The 15,909-nt window shown below is 48.5% G+C and carries 14 protein-coding genes and 1 tRNA gene; all 15 read right to left on the bottom strand.

The features are described from left to right. Positions 1 to 89: 89 nt before the first annotated feature. Positions 90 to 413, bottom strand: coding sequence for a hypothetical protein (locus Q0095_RS02920; RefSeq protein WP_297881197.1), 324 nt, complete (start codon positions 411 to 413; stop codon positions 90 to 92). Between the two features lie 249 nt (positions 414 to 662). Next, a tRNA-Leu gene (locus Q0095_RS02915) sits at positions 663 to 747 on the bottom strand. Between the two features lie 69 nt (positions 748 to 816). After that, on the bottom strand, positions 817 to 1,155 hold the full coding sequence (atpE, locus tag Q0095_RS02910) for an ATP synthase F0 subunit C (protein ID WP_177386747.1): 339 nt from the start codon (positions 1,153 to 1,155) through the stop codon (positions 817 to 819). Between the two features lie 151 nt (positions 1,156 to 1,306). Next, positions 1,307 to 2,821, bottom strand: a complete 1,515-nt coding sequence (locus tag Q0095_RS02905) for a 2-isopropylmalate synthase (RefSeq protein WP_297881194.1) — start codon at positions 2,819 to 2,821, stop codon at positions 1,307 to 1,309. Between the two features lie 84 nt (positions 2,822 to 2,905). After that, complete coding sequence (gene pssA, locus Q0095_RS02900; protein WP_297881192.1) at positions 2,906 to 3,655, bottom strand: CDP-diacylglycerol--serine O-phosphatidyltransferase; 750 nt, start codon at positions 3,653 to 3,655, stop codon at positions 2,906 to 2,908. A gap of 127 nt (positions 3,656 to 3,782) precedes the next feature. Then, complete coding sequence (gene ftsH / locus Q0095_RS02895) at positions 3,783 to 5,732, bottom strand: ATP-dependent zinc metalloprotease FtsH (RefSeq protein ID WP_297881190.1); 1,950 nt, start codon at positions 5,730 to 5,732, stop codon at positions 3,783 to 3,785. Continuing rightward, complete coding sequence (locus tag Q0095_RS02890; RefSeq protein ID WP_297881188.1) at positions 5,729 to 6,592, bottom strand: 50S ribosomal protein L11 methyltransferase; 864 nt, start codon at positions 6,590 to 6,592, stop codon at positions 5,729 to 5,731. Before Q0095_RS02890 ends, ftsH begins: the two co-directional genes overlap by 4 nt. A gap of 78 nt (positions 6,593 to 6,670) precedes the next feature. After that, positions 6,671 to 7,378 (bottom strand): 1-(5-phosphoribosyl)-5-[(5-phosphoribosylamino)methylideneamino]imidazole-4-carboxamide isomerase, encoded by a 708-nt coding sequence (gene hisA, locus Q0095_RS02885; protein ID WP_297881186.1) that lies wholly within the window; start codon positions 7,376 to 7,378, stop codon positions 6,671 to 6,673. Beyond that, positions 7,378 to 8,103 (bottom strand): imidazole glycerol phosphate synthase subunit HisH, encoded by a 726-nt coding sequence (gene hisH / locus Q0095_RS02880; RefSeq protein ID WP_297881184.1) that lies wholly within the window; start codon positions 8,101 to 8,103, stop codon positions 7,378 to 7,380. Before hisH ends, hisA begins: the two co-directional genes overlap by 1 nt. Further along, positions 8,100 to 9,905, bottom strand: a complete 1,806-nt coding sequence (locus Q0095_RS02875; protein ID WP_297881182.1) for a nucleoside-diphosphate sugar epimerase/dehydratase — start codon at positions 9,903 to 9,905, stop codon at positions 8,100 to 8,102. The genes hisH and Q0095_RS02875 overlap by 4 nt, the downstream gene beginning before the upstream one ends. Next, entirely contained in the window at positions 9,905 to 11,002 is a 1,098-nt protein-coding gene (pglE, locus tag Q0095_RS02870; protein ID WP_297881201.1) for a UDP-N-acetylbacillosamine transaminase, read from the bottom strand. The genes Q0095_RS02875 and pglE overlap by 1 nt, the downstream gene beginning before the upstream one ends. 116 nt (positions 11,003 to 11,118) lie before the next feature. Further along, positions 11,119 to 11,718 (bottom strand): UDP-N-acetylbacillosamine N-acetyltransferase, encoded by a 600-nt coding sequence (gene pglD, locus Q0095_RS02865; RefSeq protein WP_297881180.1) that lies wholly within the window; start codon positions 11,716 to 11,718, stop codon positions 11,119 to 11,121. Further along, entirely contained in the window at positions 11,705 to 12,310 is a 606-nt protein-coding gene (pglC, locus tag Q0095_RS02860; RefSeq protein WP_297881178.1) for an undecaprenyl phosphate N,N'-diacetylbacillosamine 1-phosphate transferase, read from the bottom strand. The genes pglD and pglC overlap by 14 nt, the downstream gene beginning before the upstream one ends. After that, positions 12,303 to 13,430 (bottom strand): glycosyltransferase family 4 protein, encoded by a 1,128-nt coding sequence (locus Q0095_RS02855; protein WP_297881199.1) that lies wholly within the window; start codon positions 13,428 to 13,430, stop codon positions 12,303 to 12,305. Before Q0095_RS02855 ends, pglC begins: the two co-directional genes overlap by 8 nt. 73 nt (positions 13,431 to 13,503) lie before the next feature. Next, the coding region (locus Q0095_RS02850) for an STT3 domain-containing protein (RefSeq protein ID WP_297881176.1) at positions 13,504 to 15,909 on the bottom strand (2,406 nt) is incomplete at its 5' end.

The following is a 15,909-nucleotide window of genomic DNA, read 5'->3' as shown; positions in this document are numbered from 1 at the left end:
AAAGAAGGTGAATTTGTAAAAGTAACCATACCTGCCATAAACGGCAATGAAGCAAAAACTTATATGTTTATGCACCATAGCAACCCAAACTATACGCTAGGAGCAGCATAGAGCATGTATTTACTGGTAGCACAAATTATGAATATTAACAATATTCTAGCCCCTTCGAATGTTATTTCGTCGGCATTGCCTAGAACCTTGATTAACTTGCCGCCTTGCGTATAGTGATAGTGTCTATGTATTTTAACCGTTCCGTCTCTAGCTAGCGAGCTATAAAATTTAACGGCTATGAAATCGTCTAAAACTTCGACCATAGTGCGTTTATATTGCGGCAAAATAAAATTCCTGACTACTTTGTCGGGGTCTGATTTGAAAATTGGATTATCCTTGATTTTGGTAAAAACTTCCGTCATCTTTCTTCCTTTGTATAGTAATTTTAGGCAGATTATAGAATTTCCTCAAAGGGTTAACAAGGCAGGAGCGCAAAAAAAGCTACTATACAATTTTTTAATATATAGTAGTTTTTCTTAAAATATATGTATGAATTGATGATTTTCGGTGCTAAGAATTTTTTAAGAATAATTTCAAAATTCCCAAAAATAGGGCTCAAAAAATTATTTAAAAATTCAAAAAACAAAAAAATAGGGGAAAATTTTGATAGATGGTGCGACCGACGAGACTTGAACTCGTACACCTTGCGGCACTACCCCCTCAAGATAGCGTGTCTACCAATTCCACCACGGTCGCATAAATTTTAAAGCTTGATCTTAAGCCTTGAATTATATAAGTTTGAAGCCCGATTTCTCGGGCTTTTGATTAATTTGCAGCAGCCTTTAAACCCGCTGTCAAAAAAGGATTTACGAAAAGCAAGATAAATGAAATAACTAATGCATAGATAACCTGCGCTTCAATCATCGCTAGCGAAATATACATCGTATTCGATAGCTTGCTAGCTACGCTCGGATTTCTAGCGATGCCGTTAAGCGTCGCACTAGCGGCATTTCCCATACCTAACGCGCCACCCAAAGCGGCTAGACCTAAAACGACTGCAACGGTAATTGCAGAAAAAGAAACGATCTGAGTGTAAGCGCTTAGCTGCTCGCTAGCGAAAGCCGCGCCGCAAAGCGCAAATAACAATACAAGAACTTTTTTCATAAAAGTCTCCATAAATAAATTTTAAAACGAGTTTCGGCTCAATACCCCTACTCCAACATTTTAAGTGTGAAATATTATTAAAATTTTGCTTTTGATTTGTTTAATCTGGCGGAATTTGCGTTAAATTTAACCCGCCGTACACGCCAACATCTTAACGTTTAGCGTCCAAATATGTATTTAGCACCGCAACGTAGGCCTTTGCAGACGCCAGCATCGTATCTACGTCAAGTCCTCTGCCGATGATGGCGCCCTCGTCCGCAAATTCCACCTTGACGGTTACTTTCGCCAGTGCGTCTTTACCCTGTGAGACCGCCTTTACTTGATAATCCTTCAGGCTGCCGCTGATACCGCTGATACGATCTATCGCCTTAAATATCGCATCCACGCCGCCGTTTCCAAGCGCGCTATCGCTTAAAATTTCATCCTTATACCTTAGCGTAAGCGCTGTGCTAGCGTGTCCTTTATTGCAGCTATTGGAGCTTAAAACTAGCACTTCATAGGTCTTTTCGGCTCCCACTAACTCGTCGTTTACGAGTTCTCTAATATCCTCGTCGAAAACGTCCTTTTTGCTATCAGCGAGCGCTTTAAATTTATTAAACGCGATCTCAATCTGCTCGTTACTAAGCTCATAGCCCAAAGATACCAGCTTGTCTTTGAAGGCATGGCGGCCGCTGTGCTTGCCCAGCACGAGCGAGTTTTTATCAAGCCCGATATCCTCAGCATGCATGATCTCGTAGGTTTCTTTATGTTTTAACACGCCGTCTTGGTGGATGCCGCTTTCATGCGCGAAGGCGTTTTTACCGACGATCGCTTTATTAGGCTGCGGCTCGATGCCGGTAATGCTCGAGACTAGGCGGCTGGATGGGTAAATTTCTTTCAAATTTATATCGGTATAAAGCGGCGCAAATTTATCTGTGCGCGTCTTGATCGCCATTACGATCTCCTCCAGCGCCGCGTTGCCCGCGCGCTCGCCGATACCGTTTATCGTGCACTCAACCTGTCTGGCTCCTGCTAAGATGGCAGCTAAGGAATTTACGGTAGCCATTCCCAAGTCGTTGTGATTGTGCACGGAAACTACGGCGCGCTCGCCGATAAGCTTAACGATTTCACCTATTCGGGCGGTGATCTCGTCAGGATAGAGATAACCCACCGTATCGGGGATATTTATGGTGGAGGCTCCGGCGTTTATCGCGGCGTCGCAGATCTCTTTTAAAAAGCCGATATCGCTTCTGCACGCATCCTCGCAGCTAAACTCCACGTCATCGCATAGACTTTTTGCGTATTGCACGGCCTCTACGGCGCGCTTTATGACCTCTTGCGGCTGCATTTTAAGTTTAAATTCCATATGGATAGGGCTTGTGGCGATGAAGGTGTGGATGCGCCCGAGCTTTGCGCCCTTTATCGCTTCACCCGCAGCCTTGATGTCTTTTTCTAAAGCACGCGCAAGCGAACAGACACGAGCCTTGCTAACAGCGCTAGCGATCTTTTCTATCGCGTCAAAGTCGCCTGGGCTCGCCGCCGCAAAACCGGCCTCGATAACATCTACGCCCAGCTTTTCAAGCTGCAACGCAAGATGGATCTTTTCGTCCGTATTCATCGATGCTCCGGGGCTTTGCTCGCCGTCACGAAGCGTCGTATCGAAGATTATGATTTTATTTTTGTCCATTGCAGATCCTTTCAAAGCGTTAAAATTTGGCGAAATTATAGCCGCGCAAACTTAAAACAATCGCGATAATAAACATATTTGAGATTATTTCGCCGTTTCCTCGGGTTTGTCTTTTTTATGAAATTTGGCCGCGCTTAAATTTAAAGCTCCGCGAACCAAACCGTAAACGATATAAACCAAAGTGAGCACCGCCGGGAATTCCAGCTTGAAAAGATATAAAAGCGAGAAAAATACGACGATTAGAAGCACTAAAATTTTAATCGCATTGGGACGTTTTAGACTGATCTTTTTAAAGCTCGGAAAGCGGATGTTGCTTACCATCAAAAACGATAGAGCCGCCATTGCGATGATCAAAAATACCCCAAATCCTTTGGAAAGCTCATATTTTAGATAAATTCCGATCCAAAACGCCATCGTAATCGCAGCCGTCGGAATCGGCAGCCCGATAAAAACGCTAGGCTCGTAGGTGCCCGTAGTTACGTTGAATCGCGCCAGCCTGATCGCGCCGAAAACCACGTAAAGCGCAGCTACGAGCGAGCCGACCTTGCCGTAATCGTGCCCGACCGCGCAGTAAAATAGCAGCGCCGGCGCGACGCCGAAAGCAACGATATCCGCAAGGCTATCGAACTCCACGCCGAATTTCGATGTCGCATGCGTTAGCCTCGCCACGCGGCCGTCAAGCCCGTCGCAAATCAAGGATAAAATGATATAAAAGATCGCGGCGCTGAAGTTGCCCTTGATCGTAGAAATTATGCTGATAACCGCCAAAAAAGCACTTGCCGCCGTGAAAAAATTCGGCAATATGTAGATTAATTTTCCCTTTTCCTCTTCCATCTCTTACTCTTTAAAATTTTATTTTTACACCGCTTTTCATTCGATGCCGCGGATCGCGCGTAAAGCATTTTAGCGCGACCTTCTTAAAATTTAGCCCTAAGTTCTTACCGCGCGCGAAGCTTTAAATTTAAGCTTCGCTCTTTGCGCTTTCGATATCGTCGTTAGCGCCTAAATTTCGCACCAGCCGGGTAGGCATGCTGTTATCTTTTTCAAATTTAGAGATGATCTCCACGATCTGCTCTCCAGAGACCGTCTCCTTCTCATATAGCGCCTTCACCATCTCCTCGATCGCCGGAGCGTAGGTTCTTAGCGTCTCTTTTACCGCCGCATAGCGCTCATCCAGCGTCTTGCGGACATATTCGTCGATCTTAACCGCCGTTACCTCGCTGTAATCCTTGATGCTCTGTCCACCGTTTAGGAAGGAGTACTGCTGCTTTTCTAGCACCGCAAGCCCGAGAGCTTCAGTCATTCCGACCTGAGTGGCCATAAATTTAAGCATATCGGTAGCGCGCTGCAAATCGTTGCCCGCTCCGTCGGTGATCTCGCCTAAAAACACGTCCTCCGCCGCACGTCCCGCCAAAAACGTATCGATCTCGGCAAAAATTTCATGGCGCTGATGCAGATATCTATTTTCAAACGGAGAATTTAGCGTATAGCCCGCGGCACTCAATCCGCGCGGCACGATAGTCACCTTCGATACGGGCATCGCGCCTTTGGTAAGCTCCGCAATTAGCGCATGACCGCTTTCGTGGTAGGCGACGATCCGCTTTTCGATCGGGCTTACGCGGCGCGATTTTTTAGCCAGTCCGATACCGACGCGTTCGATCGCTTCGAGCAGGTCTTTTTGCTCGACCTCCGCCTTTGCCTCGCGACCCGCTAAAAGCGCGGCTTCGTTGATAATATTTGCAAGATCGGCTCCCGCAAAGCCCACGGTAAGGCGCGCGATCTCTTCGATATCGATATCGCGAGCAAATTTAACGTCGCGCATATGCACCTTCAAAATCGCCATTCTGCCGTCAAAATCAGGTCTATCGACCAAAACCTGCCTATCGAATCTGCCCGGACGCAGAAGCGCCGCATCCAGCGTCTCCGGGCGATTGGTAGCCGCAAGGACGATCACCGGGCTTGATTCCGAGCCGAAGCCGTCCATCTCAGCAAGCAGCTGATTTAGCGTCTGTTCGCGCTCGTCGTTACCCCCGCCGATACCGCCTGCGGTTCTGCTTTTGCCGATCGCGTCGATCTCGTCGATAAAAACGATCGCCGGAGCCTGTTTTTTAGCGTTATCAAATAGATCGCGCACCCTGCTGGCGCCCACGCCTACGAACATCTCTATAAAGCTCGAGCCCGATACCGAAAAAAACGGTACGTTCGCTTCGCCCGCGACCGCTTTGGCCAGCAGCGTCTTGCCCGTGCCCGGAGGTCCAACCAAAAGCACGCCTTTTGGAATTTTAGCCCCGAGGCTTATATATCGCTCGGGGTTTTTTAAGAAATCTACGATCTCTTTAACCTCCTCTTTCGCCTCTTCGACGCCCGCGACATCGCTAAATTTAACCTTCGGCTTTTCGGCGCTTACCAGGTTTTTAGAGCTTCCGATGCCGAGCACGCCGCCGCCCATATTGCGCTGCATGCGGTTGGCTAAAAACATCCAAATTCCAAAGAAAATCACGAGCGGCAAAACCCAGCTAAAGAGCAGATCGGTCAAAAAGTTGCTCTCGTTATACGCGCCGTATGGAATTTTGCGCGATTCTAAAATTTGAACTAGCTCGGGGTCATCCACGCGCTTGGCGGTGTAGATTACGTTGCCGACTTGAGCTTTAATCGTGGAGCTTCCGATGGAAACCATGCTTACTTGAGAGTTTTTGATTTGCGATTTTAGCTCGGAGTAAGTTACGTTTCTACTCTCGCCCGAGACGGAGCCTAGCACTCCACCGCTATCAAATCCGCCACTTGGCGATATCGCTTTAAACACCACTATCAAAATAAGCGCAAAAATTATAAAAACGCCGATCGGATTTTTATTAAAAAAATTGTTTCCGCCGCCGTTTTGAGGGGGTTGATTATTTGGGTTGTTATTCATATTTTCCTTTCATAAACGAAGCTGAGCCATTCGTTTTGCTTTTTCATCTGCATGAAATTTAAATCCGAAAAGGCTTGCTCGATCCTATCTTTATATTTTTCTAAAATTCCCGACAGCACGAGTCTGCCGCCTGGTTTCAGCGCTTTTTTCAGATCCGCGCTTAGGATCAAAATCACGTCGGCTATTATATTTGCGACGACGAGATCAAACTGCAGCTGTGCGCTTTCGCTTGAGCTTTGCTCACCCAAGCTTAAAACGCTGCCGAGCCAAATTTTATCGATATGCACGCCGTTTTTCTCGGCGTTTTGCTGCGTAGCGCTCACCGCCTGCTCATCGGTATCGCAGGCACTTACCTTTGCGCCCAGTTTTTTCATTGCGATACTTAAAATTCCGCTGCCGCAGCCCACGTCAAGCGCGCTCATGCCCGCGCGAGTAAGTTCGCTAAGTAGCGCCAGGCACATATTGGTGCTTTCGTGATGGCCCGAGCCGAATGCCAGCGCAGGATCGATCAGAAGATCGATTAGCGCGGGATCTTGCGAACTTTCGCACCAGCTCGGACGGACGTAAAATTTACCGACTGCTACGGGCGCGACGCCTTTTTTATACTCATCGAGCCAATCTTTGTTTTGCTTTTTTGAAATTTCGATCTGCAGATCGGCGTCTAAATTGAGAGATCGCGCGAGCGCCTTTTTAAACTCTTCAAACGCAAATTTTAAATTTTGCAGATCCTCTTCGTCGCGGATTATGAAACGCTCGCCATCCTCCTCGACGCAGGTAACGCCGAGCTCAAACGCAAAGTTTTTAAAAAGTTCGCTTGCATTCGTGCTTTTTACGATCATCTCATAAAAAAAATCTTTCATCGCCTCACATCGCCTTTAAATTTTAAAATTTGCATATTACTAAAATTTAGTTCAAACTTTGCTTACGCTCGGGCGTTTTTATAGAGCTTCAAACGCCTTTTTAAGATCGAGCGTGCCCTCGTAATACGCCTTGCCGACGATGACGCCCGCGATGAGCTCCGCGTTTTTAAGCGCGATTATGTCGTTCATATCTTTCACGCCGCCGCTTGCGATAGTATCGATGCCGCTAGCTTTCGCGATAGAGCGGCTAAATTCTACATTCACGCCGCTTAGCATCCCGTCGCGCGAGATGTCGGTGCAGATGATAGCGCAAACGCCCGCGTCCGCATAGTCTCGCGCCAAATCGGTCGCTTTTACGCGGCTTAGCTCCGCCCAGCCCTCGGTCGCTACGAGCCCCTCTTTTGCGTCTATGCCCACGACGATGCGGTAAAGCTTCGCCATTTGCTTCACGAAATCTCTATTTTTAAGCGCTGCCGAGCCCAGGATAAATCTATCGACGCCCAAGCTCAAATACTCCTTTATGCGCGCTTCGTCGCGGATGCCGCCGCCCACTTCTACGCGCAGGCGCGTGCTTTTTACGATCCGCTCGATCGCTTTGAAATTTACCGCCTCGCCCGCAAACGCGCCGTCGAGATCAACCAAATGCAGCCATTTAGCGCCGAGATCTTCAAATTTTTTGGCTAGCTCGCAGGGGTCCTTGGAATAAATTTTTGCGCTTTGCATCTCGCCCTTGCTAAGGCGCACGGCGCATCCTTGTTTTAGATCGATCGCAGGGAAAATCTCCATCACAGCTCCGTAAAATTTTTAATGATTTTTATGCCCGCATCGTGGCTTTTTTCGGGATGTGGCTGAAAGGCAAATACGTTTTCGCGCCAGATCGCGCTTGCAAACTCATAGCCGTAAAACGTCGTCGCAAGCGTGATCTCGCGCGCGCAAAGGACGTGGTAGGAGTGCACGAAATACAGATACTCAAACTCGCCTAGGCCCGCGTTTATCGGCGAGCGCTTGATAAAATGCGCACTGTTCCAGCCTACGTGCGGGATCTTTAGGCTTTCGGCGCTGGCAAAATTTTGTCCGCTACGATTGCTTGGCTCCGCCTCGTCTGAATTAAATTTCGCCCCGCCCGATCTAAATTTCATATCCTCGGACCCGGATTCCGCCCCCCGAATATTAAATTTCGTTTTGTCAAATTTCACGACGCGACCGGGTAAAATTCCAAGCCCGCTGCGCGCGCCGAACTCTTCGCTTTGTTCAAACAAAAGCTGCATCCCTAGGCAGATGCCTAAAAAATATCTGCCGCTTGCGACGAATTCTTTGATCGCGGCGTCCATACCGCTTGCGCGAAGCCTCTCCATCGCCTCGCCGAATGCGCCCACGCCCGGAAGCAGGGCTTTATCGCAGCTCAAAAGCTCCTCGGGGCTGCGCGCGAGGCAAAATTTAGCGCCACAAAAGCCAAGTGCGTTCATCACGCTTTGGATATTGCCCGCGCCGTAATCCACGATACCGATCAAGCCGTGCCCTTCATATCGTTCAATCGGTGCGAAAACTCGGGCACGATACGCTTTAGCTTATCCGCGACCTGCGCGTCCTCGCACTCCGAAAGCTCCTCGATCTGCGAGTTTAGCTCTTGCAGGTCGTATTTTGCGGAGTGAGTTACGAATATGGATTGGTACTTCGTGCTCTTATCGTTTTCGTCGATCAAAAGCTCCTCGTAAAGCTTCTCGCCGGGACGCAGACCTACAAATTTAATGCCAAGCTCCTCCTTGCCAGCAAGCTGCAGCATTCGCTTGGCAAGATCGGCGATCTTTACGGGCTCGCCCATATCCAGCACGAAAAGCTCGCCGCCTCGCGCGATGGAGGCTGCTTGAAGCACCAGCTGGCACGCCTCGCTAACGAGCATAAAATATCTCGTAATCTCGGGGTGCGTAACGGTAAGCGGCTCGTTCGCTTCGATCTGGCGTTTAAATTTAGGGATGACGCTACCGCTTGAGCCGAGCACGTTTCCGAAGCGCACCGCGACGATCTGCGTATCGCTTGCCGCGTCGTTGGAATTTAGCGCGTAAAGCTCGCAGATACGCTTCGTCGTGCCCATAATGTTCGTCGGTCGCACCGCCTTATCGGTCGAGATCAAAACGACCTTTTTCGCGCCATATTCTTTGGATAGATCGATTACGTTTTTCGTGCCGACGACATTGTTTTTGACCGCTAGATGCGGATTAAACTCGCATAGCGGCACGTGCTTATACGCCGCTGCGTGCACGACTACTTCGGGACGAAATTCTGCAAAAACCTCCTCCAGCTCATGGCGATAAACGACGTTTATCATCTTTAACTCGTTGCGCGCATCCGCGCCGGTGGCTTCGTTAATCGAGTAGAGATTAAACTCGCTGTGCTCGACCATGATAAGACGCTTTGCGCCGAATTTCAAGCACTGCTTGCAAATCTCGCTTCCTATCGTGCCGCCCGCACCCGTTACCAGCACGATCTTGCCTTTGATAAAATTTTCGATCGCTTTGGTGTCGAGATCCTTGGGCTTGCGCGCGAGCAGATCCTCGATCGATACGTCGCGGATCTTTTTGCTCTCATCCTCCAAAAGCGAAAAGAGTTTAATATCCTTTAACCCGTACGCAAAAAGCTCGTCGTAGAGCTGCTTTAGCTCGTCCGGATACAGCGCCAGCGCGATGATCGCGGTTTTGGCGCCGCTGTCTTTGATCATCTGCGGAATTTCGCTCTTGGCTCTGACTACGTAGTTTTCGCAATAGGTCCCTACTAGCTCTGCCCGCCCGTCCACGACGCCCACCGGATAGTAGTTGATATATTTTTGCCGCATACCTTTTAGGACGTGAAAGGTCTTGCTCGTAGCGCCCACGACGATGCAGGGCTCGTTATTCGTGATGTTTTTCTTCTCGCTTAGAAACATCCGCTTTGAAATTCTAACCCCGCTGATCAAAATAAATGAGATCGCCGCGGCGATAATGATGACCGAGCGCGGGAACGGGTTAAAAATTTTACTCGCCAAGAAGAATACTATTAAAAAGGTAATCGCCGCCATCACGTGCGCATAGAAGAGCTTCCTCGCTTCGTATAGCCCGAAAAATCTCCACGGCACGAGATAGATTCGCAAAAACCAAAAGTAGCAAATTTTAATCGCCGTAAGGCTCGAGGCGCTAAGCAGCGCGCCTTTATAGAATTCGTTCGGTATATCTCCGCTAAATCGCAGCAAAAACGCGATATAAACGGAGAGGATCGAGATAAAAATATCTCCTAGCAAAAAAAACGCGAAGCGGCTAAATTTAGTGGGTTTTAACAGCATCAGATGTTTTCTTTTACGATTTTTACGACGCGCTCGATCGTCTCGTCGCTCATATCCGTGCCGCTAGGAAGGCAAATTCCGCGCTCAAACATATCCTCGCTCGTGCCGTCAACTACGCTAAGCGCGCCTGCGAAGATGCTTTGCAGATGCATCGGCTTCCAAAGCGGGCGAGATTCGATGTCGGCTTTATTTAGCGCATCGATAACCTTTAGATGAGCGCCTTTTTGTTTAAATAATAGCGTTGTAAGCCATCTGTTGCCCTCGCCACCTTCGACTTCAGGCATAAACTCCACGTCGGTGCCCCTAAACAGATCCTCATAAATTTTAAAAATTTCGCGCTTTCTCTTTACGCGCTGCGGCAAGACCTCCATCTGGCCTACGCCAATAGCGCCTAAGACGTTGCTTAAGCGGTAGTTGTAGCCGTAGTCCTTGTGCTCATAGTGAAGCAGCGGCTCGCGCGCCTGGGTACTTAAAAATCTAGCCTTAGCCACTAGCCCCTCATCGTTTGAGATCAGCATTCCTCCGCCTGAGGTAGTGATAATTTTGTTGCCATTAAAGCTTAGTGCGCCGCATTTTCCGATACCACCAAGTGCTTTACCCTTATAAAATCCCCCCAGCGCCTCTGCGGCATCCTCGATAACATCAATGCCTTCGTTCGCGCAAATTTCGCATATCTCATCCATCTTCGCAGCCTGTCCGTAAAGATGCGTAACGACGAGCACCTTTGGCTTTTTCGGCGATTTTTTGATCGCTTCTTTAAGCAGCTTCGGGCTTAAATTCCAACTCTCGTCGCTGTCTATCAGCACCGGCACGCAGCGCTCGTAAAATATCGGATTTAGCGACGCCATGAAGGTAAACGTGGAGCCAAGCACCACGTCGCCGTCCTTTATGCCGCTGCAGCGAAGCGCTAGATGAAGCGCCGCCGTGCCTGCGTTTAGCGCTAGCGCGCCGCGCGTGCCAGTATAGGACTTCACTGCGTCCTCAAAGCGATTAACGTATTCGCCCAAAGGCGCGATATAGTTACTCTCAAATACCTTTTTTATATACTCAAGCTCATCGCCGCCCATATTCGGCGGGCTTAAAAATACTCTTGCCATCTCTATCCTTCCTTGATCTTTAAATTTAACCTCGCGCGTCGCAAGGCTAAATTTAGCTTTCGGTATAAAATTTAAATGCTCGGATTTTATCACTTTTAATGCTATAAATTTTAAATTCAGCCATTTTTTTTAATCACGCAAGCGGGCACGCCTACGGCTACGCTGTCGCTAGCTATGTCGCGCACGACCGCAGCGCCTGCGCCAATGATACAGCGCTGCCCGATACTTAGCCTCTGAATGACGCTGGCACCGATTCCAATGTGCGAAAACGCCCCAACCTTCACGCCGCCCGCAAGCGCTGCGTTTGGGCTAATGTGCGCGAACTCGCCGATCTCGCACTCATGCTCGATTACGACGCCTGAATTGATTATCGCGCCGCGACCGATTTTAGCTCGCGCGTTTATCACGGCGCCGGGCATTACGACCGCACCCTCTCCGATAGAGGCGCTTGGGCTAACGATGGCACTTTGATGAATTAGCGTCACTATCTCAAAACCGGCGCGCGCCACCTTCTCTTGGATCTTTGCGCGGGTTTTATTATCGCCGATTGCGATTATTACGGGATGCTTCGGCAGATCCTCGCTAAATTTCAGCCCTGCCGCGTCGTCTAAAAAAACGACCTCGCTAAATTTAGCCCCGTGCGCGGCTAGCGCGACGTCCGCGACCACCAGCCCGTGTCCGCTCGCGCCGTAAACATAAATTTTAGTTGTGCCCATTAAATTTCTCCGTCGTCGCCATGCCCTCTTTATTCACGCCCTCTTTCGCAAGCACTTTTTTAATCGTCAAAAGCGCGATCTTAAGATCGAGCGCGAAGCTTAAATTCTGCGCATAATACGTGTCGAACTCAAATTTTTTCTCCCAGCTGATCGCGTTGCGACCGTTTACCTGCGCAAGCCCCGTGATGCCCGGGCGCACGCTGTGTCGTAGGCTCTGCTGCGGCGAATAAAGCGGCAGGTATTCAATCAGCAGCGGTCGCGGCCCGATGAAGCTCATATCGCCCTTTAGCACGTTGAAAAGCTGCGGCAGCTCATCCAGGCTTAGCGCGCGGATCTTTTTGCCGTAATCGTTCAGCCGCTCTTCGTCTGGCAGAAGCTCGCCGTCCGCGCCGCGCTCGTCGCTCATCGTTTTAAATTTGTAAATTTTAAAAATTTGCTCATCAAGCCCAGGGCGAGATTGCGTAAAAATCGTGCTTTTGCTAATGTGCTTGCGGATCAAAAACCACGTAAGCACCATCACGGGCGAAACCAAAATGATCAAAACCAAAGCCGCCGTAAAATCAAGCGCGCGTTTTAAAAAACACCTATACATCGATAAATTTCCTATAAACCTCTAAATATTTTTCCGTGACGATCTTTTCGTCATAATTTGCAAGCACCAGCTCGCGCCCGTTTCGTCCAAGCCTTTCGCAAAGCGCGGTATCGTCCAATAAAATTTCGATCTTTCGCGCAAGATCATTCGCGTCGCGAGTGCGGCAGATTAGGCCGTTGACGCCTTCTTGCACGGCTTCTACGCAGCCGCTGCAGTCGCTCACCACGCAGGCTCGCGCCATGCTCATCGCCTCTAAAACCGTGCGCGGAAAGCCCTCCTTGTAGCTAGGAAGTGCCAGTAGGTAACTAGCCTTCAAAAGCTCAGGCACATCGTTTCTGGCGCCTAGATAATGCACCGCGCCGCTTCGCAAAAACGCAGGATCAGCGGTGCTTTTATTGCCCGCAAAACCCTCGCCCACAAAGACAAATTTTGCATCCGATCGATCTTTTAAAATTTCTGCTGCTTCGTAGAATTCTCTCACGCCCTTATGCCACATCGCGCGAGCTATCATCAGCACGATCTTTTTGCCGTGCAAATCCTCGCCCAGATCCGCCGCACTAACGATTTTGGGGTTGAACCTTTCAGTATTTACGCCTACGCTTTTAATCCTTATGACCTTTTGCTTCGCAATAAGCCCGCGAGATAGCATATAATCGGGATCGGCATCGTTTACAAATACGCAAGCATCCGCCTGCGAAAATGAAAATTTATAAAGCTTCTCCAAAACCGCTCGCACAAGCCTTGTTTCAATATCATCGTCGATATAAAAGCTGCCCAGCCCCTCGACTAAGTTTATTACATATTTTATACCCGCCTCTCGAGCCGCCAGTGTACCAAACACGTTTGATTTGTGCGCAGCTGTTTGCAGCAGGTCCAAATTTAGCCTCTTTAGCTCGCGCGCAAGGGCTTTGGTGTTTCTAAATACGGTAAACGGATTTAAGCTCGCTCGATCAAGATCGTAAGTTACGGCATTAAAATCGCGTGCTAAATCCTGCGTATAAGCGCCACGAGGAGCAATTGCAAAAACCTCGTGCCCGCGCTCTTTTAAAGCCTGCATTATCGGGCGGCGAAAGAAATGTAAGCTCATATCGGCATGGCTTAAAAACCCTATGCGAGCCATATGCTGCATTCCTTGCTTGGCGTTGCGAGATTAAATTTCATAAATTTCTCCTTAGCTTGCGGCAAAATTTTATCTAGCGCTTTAATTTATAAACTTTCACAGCAGGGCTTAAGATCACAGGCTCGAATAGCTCGGGTCTATATCTTTCAAATACAAAAAGCTGAATGTAGCTCGAGTTTAGCATCGCTCTATCCATCAGCAAAAACCGCCCGTAATCGCGCATGAAAATCACGTAAAATTGCGCGCTGCTGTCCATATTAAACTCTTTTACCGAAAGCTTGCCATTCGCGTCGTAGCTCGTTTCGTAAAAGGTATTGATCGCAAATTTTCTGCCGCTAAATTCTAAACTAAGCAAATTCGGAGAGATCGAAAAGCCGTTGTCCATATGCACGCCGCTTTGATCCTGAACGAACCTATCGCTCGTTATGAAAAATAGCTCGCCCAGCTGCTTGCCGTCGGTGATGTCGATATTTGAAAACTGCGTGACGACGGGGAAGATATTCATCATGCGATCGGGCAGGATGTAGTAGATGTCGCGCGTAGGCTTCGGTGGCTTAAAATCAGCCAGTCCCAAGCTTAAGATAAAATCATTTACGTCGGTCGCGTTGTAGTCTTTTAAAATTTGCTTTAGCTTGTTTGGAATTTTTTCGCCATATCCGCGCTCGGTGTATTCGACATCCAGGCGCGCCATATTTGCAGAGCTCATCTGATCTCTAAAAAGCGCGAAGCTAACGGGGAAATTATCGTTACCGAGGTGTTTGCCGCCGTCAATGAGGGTTTTTACGTCGCTGTAGTAGCGTATGCCATATCCGTAGTCCCACCACGAAAGCGCGTAATCCTCGCGCTTCGCCTTATCTTTAAGCTCATCGAGCACCCGCACTTCGCTTTGATAAAAGACCGTATCGACCTTGTACGAGACGATGTGCTGCCATGCGGGGTAAATGGCAAGCGCCGTTAAAATAAGCAGTATCGCGCGCCCCGCGATCTTTGGCAGATCCAAGCGCTTTACGCAAAAATACAAAATATATCCGAAGCTCAGTCCCATCACACCCACGGCATAGATCGTAAATCTAAGGCCTGCTTTGTTCGCCGCAAAGCCCAAAAGCAAAAGCGGGATCGAGAGCAAAAATTCCTTATGCCTAAAGCAAAGCAGCAAATATCCGATTGCCGCGATCACGAAAACCGCGACGTGCGAGCTGATGCGCTCCATAAAGATATTAGTTGGCACGATGCCAGATTCTTGGATTGTTTGATTGACGTTGAAAAAATGAAATGCCGTATCGGCGTTGTCCGCGAAGGAGCGGAAGATATAAAATTTCGCCTGAAAGATGATCGGACTAAGACCTCCGTTTGCGACGAAAAAGACTACGGCAAGTGCGCCGATAATCGCTAAAATTTTAAAATTTAATAGCTTTCCTTTAAACGCAAAGAGCCAAAATAGCGCAAGCGAGATTAAAATTTTAGCTACCAAAGGCGTGGAGCAAAGCGCGATCAAAATGATAATCATCGCTTCGTAATTCACCCTGCTTTTTCGCTTGAAAATCAGCGTGTAGGCGAAAAACATGGCGAGCATCATGGAATTTAGTGAAAAGCTGGACGGATACCACCACATATAAAATATCGTAAACGCGCCCAGCCAAAACAGCGTGCTGCGCGAGCCGCGCGTGCAGATACGGATGAGCGCCCACAAAATACACATCGCAAGCACGATATTTAGCATATCGGTGTCGTAATACCCCGCCATAGTGCGGTTGTAGTAGCTATTCGCCACGCTCGCGACAAGCGCGCCGATGAAGCCCGCGCGCATGCAGCGAAACTCGCTTGAGATAAGCAATATCGGCACTACGATGAGCGAGCTAAACAAAGCCGGCAGATAAACGAAGATCGTCTCGATTTTAAAGGGCAAAATTTCAGCCAAAAACGCCGTCACGATCGAAAGCGGTGCACTAAAGTAGCTAAGATCGTTGGGCTGATGAAAGCCGGCGAGGCGGTCGCGCGCGCCCTCTGCAAAGGCGTAGCCGTCGTTTGTGTTTATCATCAGCTCGCCATCCCAAAAAAAGTAGTTCACAAAGCCGCTCGCCCAGTGCACCCACCACATGCGAAACGCCACGCTAAAGGCAAATGCAAACAAAATCATCAGCAAAATATGCTTTGAAAACTCATAATTTTTTATGAAGCCAAAAATTCTACGCCTGGCAGGAAGCGCACCAGCTGCCTGATTTTTAGAATTTTGGGAATTTTCTGCTGTAAAGCTTTTAGAATTATCAGAATTTATGCCGTTTGTAGAATTTAAAGCACTTGCAGAATTCGCATTTTTAAATTTAGCCAAATTAGCGGCTTTTGCAGAATTTTTATTTGTAGAGTTCGCAACGCCAGCGGAATTTTTATTTGTAAAATTTTTGCTCGTGGAATTCGCAGTACCTTTCAAATTTGAGTTTGTAGAATTTGTGCCTGCGGAATTTTCAGAATTTACCGAGGT

The organism is uncultured Campylobacter sp., from assembly GCF_938045535.1.
In the GTDB taxonomy this organism is placed as follows: Bacteria; Campylobacterota; Campylobacteria; order Campylobacterales; family Campylobacteraceae; genus Campylobacter_B.
This window is presented reverse-complemented; position numbering and strand designations above follow the sequence as displayed.